A 23,015-nucleotide genomic window follows, 5' to 3' on the forward strand; every position below is an offset into this window, starting at 1 on the left:
GCTATGACCTTATTGTAAGAGTACTGCAAGCGCTTACTCAATCTTTCCTAGTTCAGTCTTTGTCCAAGAAGTTGGACAGACTGAAAAGAAGCCTGCTTGACGTGAAAAAATCCCTGTCACTTCAGGAATGGAGTGACAGGGATTTTTCAAGTGTGACCTAAGAATTGATCAATGACCGTTCGAAACGTTCGATTCAAAAGCAGACGAATCGTCTGTTCCTCCCCGAACTCGAATTGATCCATTTGTTCGGGACTCTCGATGATCGCAGCACTGATCGAACTGAGTAATTCAAGCAGTTCGTTCGAGGTCTCTTCCGGTGCGACCAAGACGAGGAGCCGTTCGACGGATTGTAACTGTTGATCCATTCCGAGCAAGTCGATCGGTTTAGGCAATTCAAAGATGAGGAATCCCCCTCGTTGAATCGTCGCATCGCGTCCGTGAAACAGCGCAAGCCGCGTTCCCGGAATACCAAGACCTGACATCTCATGACGACGTAGCAATTGTCCAGAGAGCGAAACAGCTGACTTCGCTAATCCTTGCTCGACCATGCGTGTACTGATTTCAAACAAGAGCGATTCAATCCCATCGTCTACACGCTCTAACCGTTCCATTCGGAATCCGTCCGATACTTGAATGGACGATGCAACGAGCCGATGCAATTGTTCAAGATCGAGCCATTCCGTTTTCGTCTTTCGCGGTGCCGGTTGAAAGGATTTAGGCAAGGCGAGAATTAATTTCCGGATCCGTTCGACCTCATCCTGAGGAAGCAACGGGTTGACGAGAAGATGTGGTGGGCGAATATCAGGCAACGGCACAGTCGACAAAACGAAGTCGTACGAGTCGATTGGTAACCGTTCGATGCCAAACAGGGACGAGTTATCGATGTGCTCGAGTTCAGCGAATTCTTGTCGTAACCGGTTCATCAATAACTTCGAAGAACCGAGTCCAGCAGAGCAAACGACGAGAACACGATATGGTAGTTTAGGTGTCGGTTTACTCAGGACAGCTCCGAAATGCATGACCCAAAATGCTAAATCTACGTCTTCAAATGTCGCATCGGTGAAGATAGACAGCGCTGCTTGTTTGACCGCATCGAACAAGCGCGGATATTCCCGTTCGATTTGTTTGATGACATAGGACGGATTGACGCTATTTTGACGGGTGTACGATTGAATATGCGAGACGAGTCCGCGTTCTAGTGCATGATCCTTCGTAAAGTTCGTTCCATATAGTAAGGAGACATGCTCAATCAATCGTTTTACACGAAGGCGCGTGACGAGTTCTTCCGTATCTCCTGCGTCCGATTGAAAGAAAGCACGCAATTCTTCTGATAACCATTGGCGTTCGGCAATCGACAACGTGTCAGGTAATCGCTCTTCGACGCGTTCCACCCATTTGAGGATTTCGACCGGATACGCTTTTAACTCGTAACGCATCGGAAACTGATCTTTGCGTAACGCTTGTAAAGCTAAGCTGAGTGTCGCACGCATGATTTGTCGGTCATTGAGACGCCCTTCTTTCGTCAATGGCGCTATGACCGCGTACGCTTGATTGATCATCTCAAGCCAGGATGTTCGACTCATGCGTAACAGATGAGGTAATTGCCCGGCGTCGCCTTGTAACAAGCGATAGAAAGCAAGAACATCCCATTGCGTAAAGATCAATGAAATCAGTAAACGGCGTTTGTTGATTTCTTCGCCGATGACTTCGGCACCAATCCCTTTTTTGCGCTTGATTTCAAGGTCATATTGTAGAAACCACTCATCAATCCGCTCTAAATCCTGGCTAACCGTGCTCGGAGCCACATACATCGCATGGGCAATTGCCTGTAATTTGACCATCCCTTCTTCTTGTAGTAGCCGATACGCTAACTCGACTTGGCGATCTTCAGCGTTCGGTAATTGTTTATGTGACAACAAGAGTTGGTCCCGTAATGCATGTTTGGCTTCGTCCGTTCCCTCAATTAAGAGACCTCTGCCGCGAACATATGTCAAACGCAAATCATGATCTTCTAAAGACTGGGCAAGACGATCGCGTTCACGTTGAATCGTTCGTTCCGATGTCTCGAGCGTTTCCGCAATCTCTTGTATTTGAACAGGTTCCTCGCGTGATAAGAGGAAAAATAAGATATCATGTTCCCGTGGTGTAAATTCAGTCATGCAGCCTCACTCTTTTCTGCCAAGATTCGAGGATGACGTCATATGCAGTCGGATCAAGAATCCGCTCGACGGCATGAACAGTACAATGCGCTTTCCATACGTGTCGATGGACGAGTTGTGCCTCTCCAACGATAAAAGATGCCTGATTAGGAAGGTCTACGATTCGACATGTCTTGACGTCCGTCGAAATCCCGCACTCAAGTAAGCGCTTTCTTAAAATCGTAGCTCCCATGACACTACTTGCCATTCCACTCTCGCATACGAAATAGATGATTTCTGAATTCATCTGTCATACCTCCTCTTCATTTTATAAGAATAGCAGAAATATTTTCGGTGTTTCACCTTGAAACAAAATCAATAGTTATTTTTGAACTGGCAGCTTTCTTTGCCAAACACAAAAAAGCCTGGATTTCTGATGATGCCAGAAATCCAGGCTATGTGATTTAGCCTGTTTGTTGCATTGCTTTTAAATATTGTCCGACGGCTTCCGCTACTTCACGACCTTCGCGAATCGCCCAGACGATCAATGATTGACCCCGTCTTGCGTCACCTGCGGCAAATACGCCTGGCCGGTTCGTCGCGTAACGCGTCGTCTTGATTTTCCCTCGTTCCGAGGCGACCGCTAAATGTTCGAGTACATTCTCTTCGACACCACTGAATCCGATGGCGATCCAGACTTGATCGACCGGGAAGTAACGATCGCTCCCTTCGATCTCCTCAAAGATCACTGCTCCCGATTCATTTTTTGTTTTCGTTGTCTGAATCGTCCAGACACCCGTGACTTGACCCGATTCACTTGTTGTGAATCGCTTGATCGCGATCAAGTATTCACGAGGATCCCGACCGAATTGTTGAAACGCTTCTGCGTACCCATAATCGATGGAGTAGAGTGACGGTGTATCCGGCCACATGTTTCCTGTTGCACGCGTCGTACCCGGTTGTTCATGTTTACCGAATTGGACGACGGAGCGACAACGTTGACGGAGTGCTGTTGCCACACAGTCCGCTCCGGTGTCGCCTCCACCGATGACGAGAATATCTTTATCTTTTGCGTCATGATCAGCAGACAACGGTTCTTGCGAGAGCACGTGACGTGTCACCCCTGTCAAATAATCCATCGCATAACCGACTCCACGCGTTGGCGCGTCCATCAATTTGCGTGGTTCCGTCGCGCCGACACATAAGATGACGGCGTCATACTCCGCTTCAAGTGTCTCGAGAGTGATATCTGCGCCGATTGTGACGTTCGTCCGGAAGTGGATTCCTTCCGCTTCAAGCAAATCAACACGGCGCTGTACGACCTCTTTATCGAGTTTCATGGCTGGTATACCGTACGTGAGTAATCCGCCAATCCGATCTTCCCGCTCGTAGACCGTCACTTGGTGACCGGCTTGATTCAGCTGATCGGCAGCCGCAAGACCGGCAGGACCAGATCCAACGATGGCAATCGAACGTGTCGATCGTATTGCTGGAATTCGGGGCACGACCCATCCATTTTCAAAGCCGATGTCGATGATCGTCCGTTCGATATCTTTGATTGCGACCGCAGGTTCATGAATCGACAACGTACACGACCCTTCACATGGCGCCGGGCAGACGCGACCCGTGAATTCCGGGAAATTGTTCGTCTCAAGAAGGCGATCGAGTGCCTCTTGAAAACGTCCTTCTTCTACGAGCAAGTTCCATTCTGGAATCAAGTTATAGACTGGACAACCAATCTTCACTTGATCAAACACTTCCCCTACATGGCAAAACGGGGTGCCACAATCCATACATCGACTGGCTTGTTGACTCGCTTCTGCTTCCGTCAAAGCCGTCTTATATTCCTTAAAATCACCCACTCGTTCGCTTGGATGTCGTTCCGTTCCACCCGAACGAGCAACTGTCATGAATTGATCGCGTCGTTTCATCGTACCCCTCCTGTTCTGCGCCCTAGATGTGTCTCAAATGCGAGCAACATCGCTTCTTCGGTGTTGTGTCCTTGTTTTGCGAAATCAGCCATCAACGTCGTCACTTTCTCATACGTCGAAGGAATGACGCGGATGAACGAATGAATGACATGATCCCAGTTCGCTAGAATCGCATCTCCCTGCTCACTTCCGGTCCGTGCGACGTGACGTTCGATGAACGTCTTCAGTCGCGCAATCTCTTCAACATGCGTGACGGGTCCCGTCGAAACGAGTTCGCGGTTGACACGTTGTAAAAATTGTTCAGGATGACGCGGCAAGACATATGCGACACCACCTGACATACCGGCAGCAAAGTTTTTTCCGACATCGCCAAGGATGACGACGGATCCACCGGTCATATACTCGAGTCCATGGTTGCCGATTCCTTCGACGACGGCGACGGCTCCACTGTTTCGAACCGCAAATCGCTCACCTGCCTGACCGTTGACATAAAGCTCTCCACTGGTCGCCCCGTAAAGTGCGACATTACCGATGATCGACTGATCGGACGAGACGAACGAAATCGAACGTGGAGGATGAACGGCGATGATTCCTCCAGACAATCCTTTCCCGACGTAATCATTCGCTTCTCCCGTGACATCAAGCGTTACGCCGCGTGGTAAATACGCACCTAAACTTTGTCCGGCAGATCCATTCAGTTCGAGTTTCAATCGATCCGTTGGCAGACCGAGAGCCCCAAACCGTCTTGTCAGCATGGCACCGGTCTGTGTTCCGATCGCACGGTCTGTATTTTGAATCGTTAAACGTAGTGTCTGAGGCTGACTGAAGTCTGCCGCCTCCAAATACGGCGAGATTTCACGCGCGTCAAAGGAACGCTCGACATGATGCTGTTGTTGTTCAGCCGGACCGTGTGTCACATGGACGAGAAGACGCGAAAAATCAAGACTCTTCGCTTTCCAATGTGTCCGTTGTCGTTCTGACGGTTCGAGTAGGTCTGTCCGCCCTACGAGATCTTGTAGTCGGCTTACACCGAGCTTCGCTAAATGTTCTCGTACTTCCTCAGCGATGAACGTCATGAAATGGACGACGTCATCGGCAGATCCCGTGAATTTCTTACGGAGCTCTGGATCTTGCGTCGCGACACCAACAGGACACGTATCGAGATGACACGCACGCATCATGATACATCCGACGGCGATGAGCGGAGCTGTCGCAAACCCATACTCATTCGCTCCGAGCATTGCGGCGAGGATGACGTCGCGACCAGTCAATAGCTTTCCGTCGGTTTCAAGGACGACACGCTCGCGCAACCCGTTTAATGTCAACGTTTGGTGCGTCTCAGCAAGACCAAGTTCCCATGGCAGTCCGGCATGTTGAATACTCGTCTTCGGCGAGGCACCCGTGCCGCCGTCATGACCACTGATGACAATGACGTCCGCAAGCCCCTTCGCAACTCCAGCCGCGATCGTTCCAACGCCACCTTTTGCGACAAGTTTGACGCTAATCCGGGCTTGATCGTTGGCACGTTTTAAGTCATGAATTAACTGGGCCAAATCTTCAATCGAATAGATATCGTGATGTGGTGGTGGGGAAATCAATCCAACACCCGGTGTCGATGCACGCACCCGTGCGATCCACGGATAGACTTTTTCACCAGGCAATTGACCACCTTCTCCGGGCTTCGCACCTTGTGCCACCTTGATTTGTAATTCGTCCGCGTGAACGAGGTAATGACTTGTCACCCCAAAACGACCAGAGGCGATCTGCTTGATTCGGCTCATCCGGAAGTCACCATTTTCATCCCGTTCGTATCGTTCCTCCTCTTCACCGCCTTCACCACTGTTACTCTTTCCGCCTAAGCGGTTCATCGCGATCGCAAGCGTCTCGTGCGCTTCTTTTGATAACGAGCCGTATGACATCGCACCCGTCTTGAAGTATTTGACGATTTCGCTGACAGGCTCAACTTCTTCAATTGGGATCGCCGTCGTCTCCTTGAACGTCAACAGATGTCGTAGCACCGTTGCCGGTTCCTCCTGAATGCGTTGAGCGTACTTTTGATAAAGCCGGTAATCATTCGTACGGCATGCGTGTTGCAACAAATGAATCGTTGCTGGGTTAAAGGCATGATGTTCTCCCGCTTGACGGTACCGAAAGACACTGCCGGATTCTAAATAAATCCGTTCATCTGCAACCTGTTGTGCTCGTCGGACTTCTTCTTCCATCAGTTCAAGCGTCATCCCGCTCAATTGAGAGACCGTACCAGTGAAATGCTGGTCAATGACGGAGCGATCGATTCCGACTGCTTCAAAGATTTGCGCACCACGGTAGCTGAAGACCGTCGAAATGCCCATCTTCGACATGACTTTGACGACGCCTTCCGTGACTGCTTTTTGGTAACGTTTGTCGACATCCGTAAACCGATCTCCTACTGCTTCTTCAAGCGTCGCATATGCCAGGTACGGATAAATCGCATCCGCACCGTATCCGAGCAACGTCGCGACATGGTGGACTTCACGAATCTCTCCCCCTTCAACGATCAAGCTGAGATTTGTACGTAATCCCTTACGGATCAGCGCATGATGAATCGCACTCGTCACTAAGAGGATGGGCATCGGCAATGTGCCGGGGCGTACGAGACGATCCGATAATGTCAATAATTCATATCCGTTTCGTGCAGCGGTCACAGCCTCATCAACGATCATGTCGAGCGCTTCTGCAAGCGAGTCGGTGAACGTCGTCGATATCGTTTTTTGCTTGAGCCCACTTTGTTTAAGCGCATGGGCTTCGTCTGGTCGCAGAATCGGTGTCTCTAAGCGAACACGACGACAGTTCGCGCGGTTCGGCGTCAGCAGCTCCCCTTGTCGACCAAGCCAAGTCAGCGTCGAGGTGACGATCTCTTCGCGTAACGCGTCAATTGGTGGATTCGTGACTTGTGCGAACAGCTGTTTAAAATAACGGAACAAGGATTGAGGGCGTTCACTTAAGACCGCTAGCGGTATATCCGTCCCCATCGCGCCTAACGGATCCTTTTGTTCTTCGACGAGCGGGATCAAGTATTGATCGATATCTTCACGCGTGTATCCAAAATGCCGTTGTTTCGTTCCCAGTTCAACGAGTGTTTCCTTGAAGTCGTTACTTGAGAGGGAAACGACTTCTTGAGCGAGCCACTCCGCGTAGGGGTGCCGTGTCGCGAGTTCCCGTTTGATCTCTTCGTCTGCAATCAACTGACCGGACGCAAAGTCGAGTAAAAGCAGCTCACCCGGTGCTAATCGTTTTTTGTACAGAATGTCTTGTTCACGAAGAGGGAGTACACCTGCTTCTGACGACAACATGAAGTGACCGTCGCGCAACAATACATATCGCGCTGGGCGTAAACCGTTTCGGTCAAGCGTCGCACCAATCTGCTTCCCGTTCGTAAAGACGATTGCAGACGGACCATCCCATGGTTCCATCATGCTACTGTGGTACTCATAATACGCGCGCTTCGCTGGTCTGATCTCAGCATGTTCGAATGGTTCCGGTACGAGCATCAGTGCTGTCTCAGCGAGTGAGAGTCCGGACAGATGAAGAAACTCAAACGCATTATCAAGCATCGACGAGTCGCTACCTGTCTCATCTAGAATCGGTAACACTTCCTCTGCCCGATTACCATATGTCGTCTCAGCAAGTCGACGTTCTCGACCGCGCATCGCCCGAATATTTCCTTGCAACGTATTGATTTCGCCATTATGAATCAAATAACGGTTCGGATGGGCACGTTTCCAACTCGGAAACGTATTCGTACTAAAACGCGAATGCACGATACCAAATCCTGATTGATAACGCTCGTCTCGTAAGTCATCGAAGTACGCGCGCAATTGATCCGTCGTCACGAGTCCTTTGTAAACGATTGTTTCACTCGAGCTACTCAGGACGTATTGTTCAAGACCGAGTTGCTCCGATTCACGTTCAAATGCGCGACGAATCAAAAAGAGTGTTCGTTCAAATGTCAATCCTTCCATCGCCTGTGCACCAATGAAACATTGACGAATGACTGGCTCCGTGCGGCGGGCACCCGACCCAAGCACTTCGGACTGAACAGGTACGGTACGCCATCCTAAGACGTCTTGTCCTTCCGTCAAGATGATTGATTCTAGCGTTCGTTCGAGTCGCATCCGTTCCCGTTCCTCACGTGGTAAGAACATCATGAAAACGCCATAATCCCCTTTTTTAGGGAAGGAAATATGACGAACCGTTTCACGAAACAAACGATCTGGTAATTGCGTTAAAATACCCGCCCCGTCTCCCGTCTTCGCATCGCTTCCTTGTCCACCACGATGTTCCATTTGACAAAGCATGGCCAATGCATGTTCAACGATTTCATGACTCGCTCGTCCTGTTTGATGTGCGTAAACCCCGATCCCGCACGCATCATGTTCCATACGAGGGTCGTATAATCCCTGCTGTTCAGGGTATTGATGAAATGTCATAGTAGCACTCTCCTTGCCTTCTTAATTTTCTGTATATTCAGTTAAATTATACTTTACACTCTTTTATGTTTATTCGCTACTATGCATAATCACCATTTTGTCTAACCTTTGAAGTTAGAATTACCATATATCAACATTGATAACGCTTACATAAACTTGGATATTCATTCAATATTTTTTTGGTTGAATTCTACACTTTGTGCGCGTATTACTTTGCCCGAACATATGATTCCGTGGTATTTTTAACTATGAAAAGAGTTATTGATCTTTGAAATAAAGAGAGGAATAATACGATGAAAAAAACAATGCAATTTACGGGTCTCTTGATCGCAGGAAGCTCGATCTTATTAAGCGCATGTGGTCAGCAAGAGGAGAAGGCAACCGCATATGACAAGATTCAAAAAGAAGGAACGATCGTCGTCGCGACGGCTGGTACACTTTTTCCGACATCTTATCATGAAGAGAAAAACAATAAGTTGACTGGATTTGATGTCGAAGTCGTCAAAGAAGTAGCAAAACGTCTTGATTTGAAAGTGAAATTCAAAGAGATGTCATTCGACGGTATGTTGACAAGCGTCAATACGGGTCAAGTTGATCTTGCCGCTAACGACATTACGATCACCGATGATCGTAAAGAAAAATTCGCGTTCTCAAAACCATATAAATATACGTATGGTACGGCAATCGTCCGTAAAAGTGATTTGTCAGGCATCAAGTCTCTTGAAGACTTGAAAGGGAAAAAAGCTGCCGGAGAAGCTACAACGACGTATATGCAAATTGCTAAAAAATATGGTGCAAAAGAAGTCACGTACGATAACGCGACGAACGATCAATATCTTCGAGATGTCTCAAATGGTCGCACAGACGTCATCTTGAATGATTATTACTTGCAAACACTTGCTGTCGATTTCTTCAAGGACTTCGATATTACGATTCATCCTGATATCGCTTATAATCCAAGTCAAGTTGGTTTAATCATGGATTTAGATAACAAGGAACTTCAATCCAACATTAACGAACAACTCGATAAAATGAAGGAAGACGGCACGTTAAAGGAAATTTCGAAGCAATTCTATGCCGGAAAAGATGTTTCCCAAATGCCTGACGTCAAAACGACGATCGTCGATGTGAATTAACGATGTCTTCGATTGATTGGCGGTCCGTCTTCAATCCAGAATTGGCGGTCGAATCGTTTCCTTATATTTTGAGTGGACTGGGGCAGACGCTATGGATTTCCTTGCTCAGTATGGCCATTGGTCTCGGAATCGGGTTAATCCTTGCCCTTTGCCGTCTGTCTCACCTTCGACTTTTACGCATCGGAGCTAGCGCTTATATCTCGTTTATGCGTGGTGTTCCGATTCTCGTGTTGCTGTTCATGTTGTATTTCGGACTGCCGGTCATCAATATTCAACTTGACGCGTTAACAGCAGCAATCACCGGTTTTAGTTTGAATAGTGCTGCGTACATGGCAGAGATCATTCGTTCTTCCTTATTATCGATTGATCGTGGGCAAGAAGAGGCGGCAGCGTCACTCGGTTTATCCAGGTATCGGACGTTTGTTGGAATCATTTTGCCACAAGCGATCCGGATTGCCATCCCACCACTCTCAAACGTCTTGCTTGATCTGGTCAAAGCTTCATCGCTTGCTGCCATGATTACAGTTCCTGAGATTTTTCAAAAAGCAAAAATCGTCGGTGGGCGCGAATTCGATTATATGACCGTTTATTTTGTTGTTGCGTTCATCTACTGGGGAATCTGTTCTTGTATCGCAGTCATTCAAGAGGTTCTCGAACGTCGTTTTGCGCGGTATCTGTGATTCATTTATATACAGTTATACAAACAGGCGATGGACATGGTCCATCGCCTGTTTACTTTCTTTTTTTGATATACCATGTCGTCAGCCTTCTCGATACATCGTTAAAAAGTGTTCTAATTGTCTTGGTTGTAACGGGCGATGGAAGAGATATCCTTGCAACGTATGACATCCCAATCGCTCGAGCAATGCCGCCTCTTCTTCTAATTCAATCCCTTCAGCTACGATTGTCATATCTAATCGCTTCCCTAACTGAATGATCGTCTCGATCATCGCTCGTTTCTTCTCTGAATGAATGGCTTCTTGAACGATTTCTTTTGGAATCTTCAATTGATCGAACGGTAACTCCACTAATGATTGCATCGATGAAAAGCCCGTTCCGAAGTCATCGAGTGCAATCCGGATCCCGTATAAATGAAGTGCGTTTAATGTCTCGATGATTTGCTCTGTTCCTTCAATGAAGATGTGTTCTGTCATCTCGATTTCGAGTAATGACGGAGGGAAGCCAGACTGTTTTAAAATCCCCAATACGCGATCCATAAAATCGGGTTGACGTAATTCCCACGGTGAGACATTCACGGAAATCGTTAACGGCTCCTTCCCCTCTTCCAACCATGCTTTTCCTTGGAAACAAGCTTGACGCATGACCCAAACGCCTAATGTCTCAATGAAACGTGTCCGCTCCGCAAGTGGAATGAACTCATTTGGCGGAACGAAACCATATTCCGGATGATTCCAACGAATCAATGCTTCGACTCCTGTAATTTGACGCGTTTTTGCATTGACCTGAGGTTGAAATAAAATAAAAAAGTCGCGATCCAGCTCTGCATCGTATAAGTCGCGTGTTAATTGAAGCGCCCGTTTTCGTTCATTTTGTGTCGCTAAATCTGTAATGGCATACGTATTTTTCCGATTGGATTTAGCTGTGAATAAGGCAATCTCCGCATCATTAATGACATGGTCCGTCGTTTCGTCATTTACATAGGAAACACCGATACTTGCAGTGACGTTAATCTGTTTAAAGTCAATTTGAACGCGCTCTGATACACTCGATAAAATATCGTCACAAAGAGTTCGTGCATCATAATGGTTTGGAGCATGCAGTAAAAAGGCACTTCCACTCGCTTTTGCAATCGTACAATCTGGAAAGCGATTCATTAACCGACGACCAATGATGTGCAAAGTGCGGTCACCTGTCCGGTAACCAAAAGCATCATTGACGGTTTTAAAATCATCCAGATCAACAAGACAAATCATGTCGCCTTCTCGCTTTTTCTTATCCACTTCAATGACAAAAGAAGAACGGTTCGACAACCCTGTCACGGGATCCGTAAATGCTTGTTCTTGTAAACGTGCTAAGTAGTCAATATTACGTTCAAGACGGGTGACGTATTGATTATGGATCAATAAACTGATGATCGTCGCAATTAAGATAAGTCCAATTCGTGCGATATGATCAGATGCAAACATCGTAACGTTTTCTATTGAAGGGGTTTGATACCAGATATAGAGTAAGGAGATCGTCGTGATGCTCGTTGCGTATAACAACATCGTCCGGTTAATAACAACGAGAGACGCTAAAATAAAAAGTAGTGCGCATGCCCAAACGGACTGAACACCTCGATCAATGAATGGATAATAAATATAAGGAATCAATAAAAAAATACTCGACATCATATGTGGCTTCAATCGATCCGACAATGTACTTTTACCGATGAAATATTGCACGATTCCAGCACTTGCAATGACGATTGCTCGTACCCAATCGTCTCCATCTAAACCGGAGCGACTGAATATATTCGCCACGATGTATAAAACGGCACCACAACTCGTCAACACAAAAATGATCATCCCGAACAACTGATAATTTGCTCGAATTTCTCGATGATATTGCAGACTATTGGAAGAACGTCGCTGTGTATTCACCGCCATCCCCTCTTTCTAGTTCCTGTCGTTTATTTTCCTTATCAGAACCAAAATAAAACCTGAATTTTCTAAAAATAATAAAATATTGGGAAGTCATGATTTTAAGTAGAATGGGAATAGAGAGGTATAGAAAGGAGTAATGATTATGTCACATTTACTATTCATCGAAGCGAACGATAGCACACATCAAAAAAAAGGCATTAGCTCTGAATTGAACGATGCCTTTTTGAACGCGTATCGTGAAACACATCCGGATGATACAGTTACGGTTTTAAATTTATTTGAAGAACGTCTTCCCTTCTTCGATTTGAAACTGGCGAGCGCGGCAGGTCGCCTCTTTAAAGGCGAGGAATTAACTGGAGAGGATGCGACACATGCACAGCGACTTCAGGAGTATTTAAACGGTTTCTTAGATGCCGATAAGGTCGTCTTCTCATTTCCGATGTGGAACTTGACGGTTCCGGCACCGCTGCACAATTATATGGATTATCTTGCTCAAGCTGGTCAAACATTTCGTTATACGGCCGAAGGTTCGATTGGACTTGTTGAAGACAAACAAGTCCTGTTGATTCATTCACGTGGTGGTGATTATTCGACGAAAGAGAAAGCATCGAGTGAGCACGCTGTTCGCTACATGCTCGATTTATTAGCATTCTTTGGCATTGAAGATGTATCGACTGTCATTCTCGAAGGACATCAGCAATACCCGGAACGTGCCTCTGAATTAATCGAACAAGCACTGCAAGAGTGCCGACAATTCGGTCGTAAGTTTTAAATGGTGAAGAGAACGTACTCTGCATGTTCTTCCAGAAGTATTTTTTCGTGAAGTGGCATATCAAATGCTCGAAAGACAGAATAGGCCATCGTAAAATCACGTTGGATAGCTGAAAGATCGCCATTTAGTTGTTGAGTGAAATATCCTCGCTGATAATAAAAGTGACCTAAGAAATGACCATCTTCTATTTGAAGACTCTCTTGAATACCTTGTTCGGTGATTTTTAGACCGGCAAGGTATTTTTTTTGCATTAATAGTTGTTGTCCATAATTATATAAAATCTTGATTCGAACCTTTTTCAATTCGATGGATGGATAATTCGATTGAATCAATGTCTGGAAGATCCCCTCCGCTAAATCGAAGTTCCCGTGTTTAACATACAAATTTGCTATCGCCATCTGAATTCTTACATACAGAGTAGCTGATTCAAACCAAAGGTGTTCTTTTTTGAGTAATCGTCCGAGCGATTGAATGGCTTTTAGATAGTGAAGTTGACCACTTTTTTCCTGAACGATGACTTGATAATATGCTACTAAATCACGAACTTCCTCAAAATCAACCGTTGAAAGAACATGTTCAATCATCTTTAAAGCATCAACGTATTGATTAGTCCGCAATAGTTCTGCTAATTGCTCGTCATACGTTTGAAAAACATCACTTCGTAAATGATCTTGAAACAACATCGACAATGGTACCTTTAATCGTTTTGCGACTTGTTGTAGCAAATCGATGGTGGGTGAATTTTTACCATTTTCGATTTTACTGATTTCAGCTTGGCTACAAATGCCCTCACACAATTCTGCTTGTGTAATCTTTTTTTCTTTTCGAAGCCGCTTGATTTCATAACCAATCGAGACGGGTAAGTGATCCATTATATCATCCTTTCTTTCACTTCCATCCTCACATTTGAAAGTGGAGAAATTGTTTTTTACCTTTTAAGACTAACGCGGCATGATTCTCATTGCCGAAGGCAGTAAAAAGTGAATAGGCATGAGTAAACGCATCATGGATATCACACTTTGGATAATTCAATTCTTCATAGAAACATCCTCTTTGATAAAAGAAATGTCCTAACATCGCTGTATCTTTTCGTTCGACGGATAAACAAATTCCTTGTTCAGTAACCTGTAATCCTGTTTTAAAGTCATTTTGAAAATACAACTGTTGCGCATGATTATACATGATTTTACACTGTAATTTTTTAAGTGCATATGTCGAATAATCATACGATAATAATCCTTCATAGATTTTTCGCGCATATGGATATTGACCGTTCAAGTAATAATAGTTCGCAACCGACATTCGAATACGTAAATAAAGAACAGGATACTCTATTTCCATTTGGTGTTCATCCGATAAGCGAAGCAATTGGGAGATACATGTCCGGTAATCAATATCTTTTTTATCTTCGCGAGCGACCCATTCAAAATAATGAATCAATAATTGAACGGAAGGAGGAAGACTAGGTGGTAAACGTTTCATAAATTCTAGCATTTCATCATAACGACGTTGCCTAGAAAAGTCCGACAGTTGTACGTCATAGTCATGAAATAGCTTTACTTCATTTGAATCGATGAAGATTTGTTCCATTGAAATATGTAGCTTTTGAGACAAACGTTGAACAAGATCGATTGTTGGCATTATTTTTCCATTTTCAATCTTACTTAACTCCGCTTGACTACATACATCCTTTGCCAATTCTTTTTGTGTTAAATTTGTCTCGATTCGTAGTTGTTTTATCTGTTTACCAAATGACTCGATACGCAACCTTTCCTCCTCCTTTCTTGTATTTTTTAGTCATGATCTTAGTCCAGTACATATTGTAAATAAGAACCTTTCGTTTTTAGAACAATAGTAGCGTAATGTTTCATCTGAAAAGCAGAGAATAATTCATACGCCATCGTATAATCATATTTCATCTGTATGACGTCCGTATCCATCCGTTCATGAAACTCACCACGTTGATAATACAAGTGTGCTAAGTAGGAAATCTGTTTCAATTGTCGACTGAGCAGTATGCCTTCCTCGATGATACGAAGACCCTTTTGAGGCTGATCCATTTTATATAATAATTTTGCATAGTTATAAAGAATCTTTAGTCGTTCACTCTTTAGACCGCTGATTTCTGTAGTAATGCGTAATACTTCATCATATATTTTTTCTGCTTGTTGGTACTGTCCGCATTCCGCATATAAAATGGATAATGCCATCTTGATTCGAAAGTAAAGCACCGGATCTTTCACCCATAAATCCTCTTGGTCCATCCATCGCGTAAATAAAACGGAGGTCGTTCGATAATCAACTTGTTTTTTTCGATATGCAATCACAATTTCATAGTAGGTCATTAATCGTCTTATTTCATCAGAAGATTCACTTACTGAGATTTTTTTCATTTCATGAAAACATTCATCGAAAGCATTCTCGCGTAGTAAGGTACTGAGTTTTTGATCAAGGATATTTACCTGCTCCAATTGATGTTCAGAATTGCTCTTTAATAATTCTGATATAGGAACACGAAGTACTGTTGCGAGTTGTTGTAATAATTCCACAGTCGGCATCGTCTTCCCGTTCTCGATCTTACTAATTTCAGCTTGACTACAAATCCCTGCACTCAGTTCTTTTTGCGATAACCCCTTCAATTGTCGAAAAAATTTGAGTTTCTTATCAATAGAATGTTCGTCCTTCATCTAATCACCTCTTTGAAATAAACGAGTTGCACTTTTCATGAAAAACCTCCTTGTTTACCAAGAAGGTCACGTATCCTTTTTATTAATTCTCAAAAGTGAACAACATATACGACTCCTTCATGCGAAGAATCATTTTCTTTCGAACGTCGTGCTCAAATGCATGAAATAGTGCATAGGCGACTGAATATTGTTTTTGGAGTGACTTCTCATCCTCACCTAAGTATTCATCATAGTGAGCGAGTTGATAATAAAAATGACCGAATAGAAATGTATGATTATGCATCAAGCATAACTCATATCCTTTTTTTGCGATGACGATACTTTCCTCAGACTTCCCTTGGTACTCAAGGATCTGACAATGATTGAAGTAAATTTTCAATAGCGCATTCAGATGGGTATTGGACTGAAGAACTTCGATTTCATTTTCTAATTCCTGATACACGGATTCCGTTAAATGAAATAAATCCTGCTCTGAATACATATTCGCAATTGCCATTTTGATTCGAATGTACAATTGAATGGACTGAGACCAGACTTCTTTTTCGATCAACAAGTTGCTGAGTAGGCTTGCTGCTGCCCGAAAATCGATTCGATTTTGCTTTAATTCAATGATCGTCTTGATGTAGCTTTTTAAAATGTCGATTTCGACGATGCTATCCTTTTCTTGCTGGTGAATTCGCTCTAACGCCTCTTTGTATTTCTCTTCTCGAAGCAAATCGGATAAGAATCGATCTAGTTGAAAGAACTTTTCCTCATCGGTATGTTCTTGAAACAACAAAGAGATGGGAACTTGCAACCTTACAGCAAGTTGTTGTAATAAATCAACAGTCGGAGAATTTAACCCGTTTTCAATTTTACTAATTTCAGCTTGACTACATAAATCAACACATAGTTCTTTTTGAGTCATTTGCTTTTCGATACGAAATTGTTTGATTTTTGTACCAATCGATGAAGTTAAAGTATTCATCTCCATCGTTTATTCACTCACTTTCATTAATCGGAAATAAGAGGTGTTCAGAAAAATAGGTTTCAAGGATTTTTAGATAAGAGTGACTCTGAGTAGCAATGAAAAAAGAATAAGCGGTCGTATACGCTTCCTTTGTTTCTGATTCAGATCCTTTTAACGCCTCTAATAAAATTCCTTTTTGAAAATAAAACTGTCCAAGATACGTTAAATCCTGCAATTGTTTTGTCTCTTCGATGACCTTTTCAACTTCCTGCAGCCCTTCTTCGAATCGTTCAAACTCTACTAAATTACGTATGAAATTATACATGATCTTCATTCGAATTTTTTTATATTCTCTTGTTTGATAAGGTAAGTCTAATAGTTCCTTATAAATTTGATGGGCACGACTATATTCTTCGTGGTTCGTATACAGAACAGCAATCACCATCTGAATTCGTGTATAAAGAAGAAAGGATTTGTCTTTGACCTGTTCCTGTCTGACAACTTGTAATAAAGAGGCGATACATGTCCGAAAATCAATATTTCCTCTTTCATAGTCTAGTAATTCTTGGTGGTAGCGAATTAAAATTTGAGTTTCAACCGCATTATTGACGTTCTCATATTTTGCTAAGTCTTTTGCCATATCTGAATACGTTTTTTCACGCAAATGCCGAATCATTCGTTGGTCTATCTCATTTAACTTTTGTGAGACGATCTCATCTTCAAAAAACAATGAAATCGGGATGCGTAGTCTTCGACAAATCTGCTGTAACAAATCAATCGTTGGAGAATTTCGACCATTTTCGATTTTACTGATTTCAGCCTGACTACAAATTCCTTCACAAAGTGCTTTTTGTGTCATTCCTTGTTTTTTTCGTTCTTGTTTGATTTTATCACCAACAGAATGAATGACTGGATGCATAGAGGTCACTCCTCAAATCAAAAATATCGAACTCATGAAAAAAGTCTTCCGTTTCAAGTATATATCACTTGAGACGGAAGACGTGTCTATGCTTCCGGCGAGAATCGAACTCGCACTGCAGCATTACCATTGCTGAGGTCTGCCATTAACCTACGGAAGCTTGCAAAACCTGATTCTAGTATAACTTATAAAAAAAGACAAAACAAGAAGTCGATGCTTTTCAGATCAACTTCTTGTCACTAATTTACAATGTAGTTTTCGTTAGCGAGTTATCATAGACGACTAAAACTGAATAATGTTCATCCGCTTTAGACGCAACGAATGTTGAAAATTTTAATGTAATGATGGCGTTCGATCCGACCCCATTATTTTCAAAAAATTCATTTAGTCTCTGCTCTAACTCCTCAGGCGATCGCCCGACGACTACTTTAGAATGCAACATGATCATCACTCCGTTTCGTTATGGTAGGTTCGAGTTTAGTAATTACCTGATCGTATAAATGTTAAACCTTTATTTTTTTCGACTTGCCCCACACTCTCTCTATCCGCTATGGTGAAATGGAGTCATTCAACTATTGAAGAACAGGAGTGAAGTCTGATGGAACAAATCAATTTTGATGAAACGATCGAGAAACGAAATACAGGATCCGTCAAGTGGGACGGGCTCCCTTCGCTATATGGATCAGATGAGCTAATTCCGATGTGGGTCGCCGACATGGACGTTCGTCCACCACACCATTTGACAGAACGATTGACTAGACGTGCTGCTACAGGTCATTTCGGTTACTCGATGTTTGAAGACGAAGCAAAACGAGCGATTCAACAATGGTTTCAAAAGCGATATGACGTCACAATCACTACTGATTCCATTCTCTACTCGAGCGGTGTCGTTCCAGGACTTGCGCATACCGTCCTCGCATTGACTGAACCGAGTGATGAAATCATCATCCAGACACCGGTCTATCCTCCATTTCATCAAATCATTCAGTCTAATCAACGACAACTCATTGAAAATCCGCTTCTTTTAGACGGTGAGACGTATCAGACAGACTTTCCACTTCTCGAACGGCAAATGCGAACAGCACGTATGATGATTCTCTGTAGCCCGCATAATCCAAGTGGTAAGGTCTATCCGAGAGAAGAATTACAACAAATCGTCGAACTCGCGAAGCAACATGATGTTTATCTTGTATCCGATGAGATTCATGCGGACCTCGTCTATACAGGTTCCGTTCACACCCCTATTCTCGGTTTGGATTATGAAAAACTCATTTTAGTGAGTGCACCATCCAAAACGTTCAATATTCCGGGGCTATATGCGTCTTATTTGATCGTACCTGACATCTCGATTCGTCAACAGATCGAGCGTATCCAGCAACGTCATTTCGTTCACCCGAATGCATTAGCTTCGACTGCGATTACAACAGCATATGGTGATGTTGCGAGTGAGCAATGGCTGTCACAATTACTTATGTATTTAGAAGGCAATCGTGACCACGCCATCCGTCGGATTCGCCAAGAGATGCCAAAATTAGACGTCGTCATTCCAGAAGCAACTTTCCTGTTGTGGATCGACTTCAAAGCACTAGAACTAGATAGTAAAACACGATCAGATTGGCTCGTCAAGGAGGCAAAAATCGCTCTAACGCATGGTTCTTCGTTCGGATCTGGTGGCGAAACGTTTGAACGTTTAAACATCGGTTGTCCTCGTGCACAATTAGATCAGGCACTAGACCGTTTAAGCGCCGCATACCAACAGTTTTGGACCAATTAACGTGACATAAATGATCCTAATTTATTAGGGTCATTTATGTTTTATTTCATTATTCTGAATATTTGGATTAGTAGAACTTCAACAGGGACTAAAACCGTCCCAACCCCTTAAGGCACTAGGCGTGGCGGCACTTTTTATGAAAATGAAGTGACTTGCAAAGTCGTTTTATCCCCTGTAAGGTGGGGAACATATCATTTGGCGAACAAGTCAATACATGCTTGATCGCTGAAAAAACTATTGCATTTGGAGGATTTAACTTTATGACGCAAGAATGGATTTCGATCATCCTGTATCTTGTTCTCATGTTGGCAATCGGTTATTTTGCCTACAAGCGAACGACGAATACAGAAGATTACATGTTAGGCGGACGCGATCTCGGTCCAGGTGTCACAGCACTCTCTGCTGGTGCATCGGATATGAGTGGATGGATGCTCATGGGACTTCCCGGCGCCATGTATGCAACAGGTGTATCAGCCCTTTGGCTCGCACTCGGTTTATTGATTGGATGTTACGTAAACTACATCGTACTCGCACCACGTTTCCGTCTCTATACAGAAATGGCAAACGAATCAATTACGATCCCTGATTTCTTAGAGAATCGTTTTGAAGACAAATCACGCGTGCTTCGTACCGTATCAGCACTCGTTATCATCATCTTCTTTACGTTCTACACATCAGCCGGAATCGTATCTGGCGGAAAATTGTTCGTCAGCTCATTTGGATTTGATTACCACTATGGTATGCTCTTGACGATTGCGGTCGTAATCGCCTACACACTTTTCGGCGGTTTTCTCGCAGTTAGTTGGACCGATTTCGTCCAGGGCTGTATCATGTTCATCGCACTCGTTCTTGTACCGATCGTCGCATTGACAGACGTCGGCGGAGTCGATGGTGCATACAACTACGCTGAAAAATTAGACCCTTCGTTGTTTGATCCACTTAAAGGAACAACAGTTCTTGGAATCATCGGATTCCTTGCTTGGGGACTTGGTTACTTCGGTCAACCCCATATCATCGTCCGCTTTATGGCGATTCGTTCTGTTAAAGATTTAAAAAGTGCCCGTCGTATCGGGATCGGCTGGATGTTCGTCTCAATCATCGGTGCCATGATGACAGGACTTGTCGGAATTGCTTATTTTGAAGGACAAGGCAATGGACTCGGTGACCCGGAAACAGTCTTCATCCGTTTCTCGGATGTACTATTCCACCCGTATATCACAGGATTCCTAATGGCTGCGATTCTTGCAGCAATCATGTCGACGATTTCATCACAATTGCTCGTTACTTCGAGTGCGTTGACAGAAGACTTTTATAAAACGTTCTTGAAAAAAGACGCATCGGATAAAGAACTCGTCCTGACAGGTCGAATCGCCGTTCTTGTCGTTGCCGTCATCGCAAGTATTCTCGCGTGGAACCCATCAGCGACGATTCTTGCACTTGTCGGTTATGCATGGGCTGGATTCGGTTCTGCCTTTGGTCCGATCATCTTGCTTTCTCTCTACTGGAAACGGATGACGAAACAAGGCGCACTAGCTGGTATTATCTCAGGTGCCTTGACTGTCATCATCTGGGTTCAACTTGGACTTAGTACGACGCTTTATGAAATGGTACCTGGATTCTTCACAAGCTTGATCTTTACGGTCGTTGTCAGCTTGATGACGAAACAACCGGTCAATGCCGTTCAGGAAACGTTTGAAGAGATGGAAGACGAATTAAAAGACGCAGTTCAATAATCAGCGAATAGCAAGTAAGACCTCTGCCGTATGATTGGCAGAGGTCTTTTTTTGATCTACAGTTCAATCACGCCATAATGCAACTTCGACGTCTTCCGCTTTGTTCGTTCGAACCCAAACCGTCCAAACAAGGGACTCTCATAATGTGCTTTTAACACGATGCGCTGACGTGCCACACGCTTCGCCTCCACCATCGCTTCCTCGGATAAGGCTTCATAGTTCGCAAGCGTTCGTAAAGCATCGAGATGTGTCGATTCTTCGACAGTCTGTTCGAACATGGGATCAAAGTAGATGACATCAAAGGAATTATCCGGACATTCTTTCAAATAAGCGAGATGGTGTTTGACTTTCACTTCAATTCGTCGCATCGCTTGATTGATCGGTTCGTAGGATTCTTCCCACCGTTTTAATCCGTTCTTGACGACAAACGCTGTCTCAACGCGGCTTTCTAAGCCGGTGATCCGCCCCCGCTCTCCGATGGCATGACTCATGACGATGGCATCTGCTCCAAGACCAAGTGTGCAGTCAAGCACACGCATCCCTTCCGATAAGCGTCCGATCGCAACGAGAGGATCGCCTCCTCCTGCATCAATTTGTTTGATGCGAAACACCGCACTCGAAGGATGGAAAAAGAACGATATCGCCTCGCCTAGTGGATATAAATCAAGCCGTTGTTTATCGACGACAAGCACCGGTAATCCTGTCTCCTGTTGCAAGTGTTCTATGCTTTTTTTCTGACGCACGACGTAGATAAAATGTATCGTTTCATCCGCTAACAACTGTTTCACACGATGATGCACATCGTCAGTCGGACGAAGACATGTCGTCAGTCCAATGGTTGGTTTCATAATGTGTTCCTCCATAAAAAAATAAGCTAGCCGGAGCTAGCTCATTTCTTTTTCTTCAATAATCCTTCGATATCTTCAATCAATGCTTTTTTCGAAATCAGGTCTTCTTGCTTTTCCTGTTCGACTTTTGCATCGACCGTCGTCCGCTTCATGAGTGCCTGAAGCGTCTCATCGATGCTTGACTTCAAATGATCGCGGTCTTCTTTATTAAGGGAAAGATCATGTTGAACTTCATCCCCTTGTTCATCTAATTGGCGTAAGCGTTCCGTCAATTGTTTCGCTTCACGATTCAAGTCCGAATACAATCGTTCGATTTGCTCTAGACGCAATTTGATTCCGTCACGTTCTGTGAACACGTTTTCCAGCCCCTTCCAGTATGCAGTTGTCTACATCATTACTTTACCATATTCCGAGGTAATTAAAACAATCACAAGATGATTACAGAATGACTTTTTTTAGATTTCTTCCTGCGAATCGATTCCAGTTAATTTTTGCAATTGCACGGAGGGTATCGCTATAATGTAAACGAAGCATCAATTGGGATGAGGGAGGATTTTGTGATGGAATTGAGACGTCGAACATTACGTCATGTCGATCAAGCTGAGTACGATCATTTCTTGAAGTATGGCGAGCAAGCATATGGACTGACTCCGCAAGAAATCAAAGGGTATGACCATGAGCTTGGAGAAGAGCGGGCTTTTGATTCCGTCGAGCACAGTTATCCTGAAGATTATTACTTTGATATCGTTGAAGCGGATACGATCGTGGGGCGGGTTCTGCTCTTAAAAATGGGTCACTACTTCCAACTCGACTTCATGGTGTTTGATCCCTATACGCGTCGGGGTCTAGCTACTCAAGCAGTTGCTGAAGCATTGACGTATTCTGGGGTACTAGATCGTCACGAAGTACGTGCGCGTGTCCTTGAACAATCACCGCACGCTTCGTTTGCAAAACGCATTTTAGAAGCGAATGATTTTACATCGACAGAGAACTATTACGTCAAAGGAAGACGTCGTCGGTACTCTCTGCAACGAATGGGCTAAAGAACGTCCG

At 44.1% G+C, this 23,015-nt stretch carries 18 protein-coding genes and 1 tRNA gene; 6 read left to right on the forward strand and 13 right to left on the reverse strand.

Going from position 1 to position 23,015, the window contains the following annotated elements; translation table 11 throughout:
• Positions 1-146: 146 nt before the first annotated feature.
• The 4 genes from AC3B4V_RS04365 to gltB form a co-directional block, all read right to left on the reverse strand.
• A complete protein-coding gene (locus tag AC3B4V_RS04365; RefSeq protein WP_488377888.1) occupies positions 147-2,159 on the reverse strand; it encodes a BglG family transcription antiterminator in 2,013 nt (670 codons plus the stop codon).
• Positions 2,152-2,445 (reverse strand): PTS sugar transporter subunit IIB, encoded by a 294-nt coding sequence (locus AC3B4V_RS04370; RefSeq protein WP_488377889.1) that lies wholly within the window; start codon positions 2,443-2,445, stop codon positions 2,152-2,154. Before AC3B4V_RS04370 ends, AC3B4V_RS04365 begins: the two co-directional genes overlap by 8 nt.
• Before the next feature lie 157 nt (positions 2,446-2,602).
• On the reverse strand, positions 2,603-4,069 hold the full coding sequence (locus AC3B4V_RS04375; protein WP_488377890.1) for a glutamate synthase subunit beta: 1,467 nt from the start codon (positions 4,067-4,069) through the stop codon (positions 2,603-2,605).
• Positions 4,066-8,538 carry a glutamate synthase large subunit gene (gltB, locus tag AC3B4V_RS04380; RefSeq protein WP_488377891.1) on the reverse strand — a complete coding sequence of 1,491 codons (4,473 nt, stop codon included), beginning with the start codon at positions 8,536-8,538 and terminating at the stop codon, positions 4,066-4,068. Before gltB ends, AC3B4V_RS04375 begins: the two co-directional genes overlap by 4 nt.
• A gap of 293 nt (positions 8,539-8,831) precedes the next feature.
• Between gltB and AC3B4V_RS04385 the strand changes: the two genes are divergently transcribed.
• Both AC3B4V_RS04385 and AC3B4V_RS04390 read left to right on the forward strand, forming a co-directional pair.
• Positions 8,832-9,674, forward strand: coding sequence for a transporter substrate-binding domain-containing protein (locus AC3B4V_RS04385; protein WP_350468547.1), 843 nt, complete (start codon positions 8,832-8,834; stop codon positions 9,672-9,674).
• Between the two features lie 2 nt (positions 9,675-9,676).
• Positions 9,677-10,354, forward strand: coding sequence for an amino acid ABC transporter permease (locus AC3B4V_RS04390; RefSeq protein WP_064299703.1), 678 nt, complete (start codon positions 9,677-9,679; stop codon positions 10,352-10,354).
• A gap of 81 nt (positions 10,355-10,435) precedes the next feature.
• On the opposite strand, the gene AC3B4V_RS04395 is transcribed toward AC3B4V_RS04390, so the two are convergent.
• On the reverse strand, positions 10,436-12,277 hold the full coding sequence (locus AC3B4V_RS04395) for a putative bifunctional diguanylate cyclase/phosphodiesterase (protein ID WP_488377892.1): 1,842 nt from the start codon (positions 12,275-12,277) through the stop codon (positions 10,436-10,438).
• Positions 12,278-12,422: 145 nt separating this feature from the next.
• Here AC3B4V_RS04395 and AC3B4V_RS04400 point away from each other — a divergent pair, with 145 nt between their 5' ends.
• Positions 12,423-13,052, forward strand: a complete 630-nt coding sequence (locus tag AC3B4V_RS04400; protein WP_488377893.1) for an FMN-dependent NADH-azoreductase — start codon at positions 12,423-12,425, stop codon at positions 13,050-13,052.
• On the opposite strand, the gene AC3B4V_RS04405 is transcribed toward AC3B4V_RS04400, so the two are convergent.
• The 6 genes from AC3B4V_RS04405 to AC3B4V_RS04430 form a co-directional block, all read right to left on the reverse strand.
• The gene (locus tag AC3B4V_RS04405) at positions 13,049-13,924 is read right to left on the reverse strand and encodes a helix-turn-helix domain-containing protein (RefSeq protein WP_488377894.1); all 876 of its coding nucleotides are present in this window, start codon (positions 13,922-13,924) and stop codon (positions 13,049-13,051) included. The two genes, AC3B4V_RS04400 and AC3B4V_RS04405, sit on opposite strands and share 4 nt — an antisense overlap.
• 28 nt (positions 13,925-13,952) lie before the next feature.
• On the reverse strand, positions 13,953-14,819 hold the full coding sequence (locus tag AC3B4V_RS04410) for a helix-turn-helix domain-containing protein (protein ID WP_488377895.1): 867 nt from the start codon (positions 14,817-14,819) through the stop codon (positions 13,953-13,955).
• Positions 14,820-14,857: 38 nt separating this feature from the next.
• Positions 14,858-15,739 carry a helix-turn-helix domain-containing protein gene (locus tag AC3B4V_RS04415; RefSeq protein WP_488377896.1) on the reverse strand — a complete coding sequence of 294 codons (882 nt, stop codon included), beginning with the start codon at positions 15,737-15,739 and terminating at the stop codon, positions 14,858-14,860.
• A gap of 82 nt (positions 15,740-15,821) precedes the next feature.
• The gene (locus AC3B4V_RS04420) at positions 15,822-16,706 is read right to left on the reverse strand and encodes a helix-turn-helix domain-containing protein (protein WP_488377897.1); all 885 of its coding nucleotides are present in this window, start codon (positions 16,704-16,706) and stop codon (positions 15,822-15,824) included.
• 13 nt (positions 16,707-16,719) lie between these two features.
• The gene (locus tag AC3B4V_RS04425; protein ID WP_347355205.1) at positions 16,720-17,607 is read right to left on the reverse strand and encodes a helix-turn-helix domain-containing protein; all 888 of its coding nucleotides are present in this window, start codon (positions 17,605-17,607) and stop codon (positions 16,720-16,722) included.
• Between the two features lie 89 nt (positions 17,608-17,696).
• A tRNA-Thr gene (locus AC3B4V_RS04430) sits at positions 17,697-17,767 on the reverse strand.
• A gap of 438 nt (positions 17,768-18,205) precedes the next feature.
• Between AC3B4V_RS04430 and AC3B4V_RS04435 the strand changes: the two genes are divergently transcribed.
• Complete coding sequence (locus AC3B4V_RS04435; protein ID WP_488377898.1) at positions 18,206-19,381, forward strand: MalY/PatB family protein; 1,176 nt, start codon at positions 18,206-18,208, stop codon at positions 19,379-19,381.
• A gap of 260 nt (positions 19,382-19,641) precedes the next feature.
• Positions 19,642-21,114 (forward strand): sodium/proline symporter PutP, encoded by a 1,473-nt coding sequence (putP, locus tag AC3B4V_RS04440; RefSeq protein ID WP_488377899.1) that lies wholly within the window; start codon positions 19,642-19,644, stop codon positions 21,112-21,114.
• Positions 21,115-21,170: 56 nt separating this feature from the next.
• Here the strand turns inward: putP and AC3B4V_RS04445 are convergent, their stop codons facing one another.
• Positions 21,171-21,962 carry a class I SAM-dependent methyltransferase gene (locus AC3B4V_RS04445; RefSeq protein WP_290719831.1) on the reverse strand — a complete coding sequence of 264 codons (792 nt, stop codon included), beginning with the start codon at positions 21,960-21,962 and terminating at the stop codon, positions 21,171-21,173.
• 41 nt (positions 21,963-22,003) lie between these two features.
• A complete protein-coding gene (locus AC3B4V_RS04450) occupies positions 22,004-22,318 on the reverse strand; it encodes a hypothetical protein (RefSeq protein WP_023468579.1) in 315 nt (104 codons plus the stop codon).
• Positions 22,319-22,522: 204 nt separating this feature from the next.
• On the opposite strand from AC3B4V_RS04450, the gene AC3B4V_RS04455 reads away from it, so the two are divergent.
• A complete protein-coding gene (locus tag AC3B4V_RS04455; protein WP_064299696.1) occupies positions 22,523-23,005 on the forward strand; it encodes a GNAT family N-acetyltransferase in 483 nt (160 codons plus the stop codon).
• Positions 23,006-23,015: the final 10 nt, after the last annotated feature.

This window comes from Exiguobacterium sp. E17S, from assembly GCF_057772545.1.

Bases quoted from the DNA above. Each gene is read 5' to 3' on its own strand.
- AC3B4V_RS04370 (WP_488377889.1), bottom strand. From the start codon at position 2,445: ATGAATTCAGAAATCATCTATTTCGTATGCGAGAGTGGAATGGCAAGT.
- AC3B4V_RS04400 (WP_488377893.1), top strand. From the start codon at position 12,423: ATGTCACATTTACTATTCATCGAAGCGAACGATAGCACACATCAAAAA.
- AC3B4V_RS04425 (WP_347355205.1), bottom strand. From the start codon at position 17,607: ATGCATCCAGTCATTCATTCTGTTGGTGATAAAATCAAACAAGAACGA.
- AC3B4V_RS04365 (WP_488377888.1), bottom strand. From the start codon at position 2,159: ATGACTGAATTTACACCACGGGAACATGATATCTTATTTTTCCTCTTA.
- AC3B4V_RS04415 (WP_488377896.1), bottom strand. From the start codon at position 15,739: ATGAAGGACGAACATTCTATTGATAAGAAACTCAAATTTTTTCGACAA.
- AC3B4V_RS04405 (WP_488377894.1), bottom strand. From the start codon at position 13,924: ATGGATCACTTACCCGTCTCGATTGGTTATGAAATCAAGCGGCTTCGA.
- AC3B4V_RS04445 (WP_290719831.1), bottom strand. From the start codon at position 21,962: ATGAAACCAACCATTGGACTGACGACATGTCTTCGTCCGACTGACGAT.
- AC3B4V_RS04385 (WP_350468547.1), top strand. From the start codon at position 8,832: ATGAAAAAAACAATGCAATTTACGGGTCTCTTGATCGCAGGAAGCTCG.
- AC3B4V_RS04375 (WP_488377890.1), bottom strand. From the start codon at position 4,069: ATGAAACGACGCGATCAATTCATGACAGTTGCTCGTTCGGGTGGAACG.
- AC3B4V_RS04455 (WP_064299696.1), top strand. From the start codon at position 22,523: ATGGAATTGAGACGTCGAACATTACGTCATGTCGATCAAGCTGAGTAC.
- gltB (WP_488377891.1), bottom strand. From the start codon at position 8,538: ATGACATTTCATCAATACCCTGAACAGCAGGGATTATACGACCCTCGT.
- putP (WP_488377899.1), top strand. From the start codon at position 19,642: ATGACGCAAGAATGGATTTCGATCATCCTGTATCTTGTTCTCATGTTG.
- AC3B4V_RS04435 (WP_488377898.1), top strand. From the start codon at position 18,206: ATGGAACAAATCAATTTTGATGAAACGATCGAGAAACGAAATACAGGA.
- AC3B4V_RS04420 (WP_488377897.1), bottom strand. From the start codon at position 16,706: ATGAATACTTTAACTTCATCGATTGGTACAAAAATCAAACAATTTCGT.
- AC3B4V_RS04390 (WP_064299703.1), top strand. From the start codon at position 9,677: ATGTCTTCGATTGATTGGCGGTCCGTCTTCAATCCAGAATTGGCGGTC.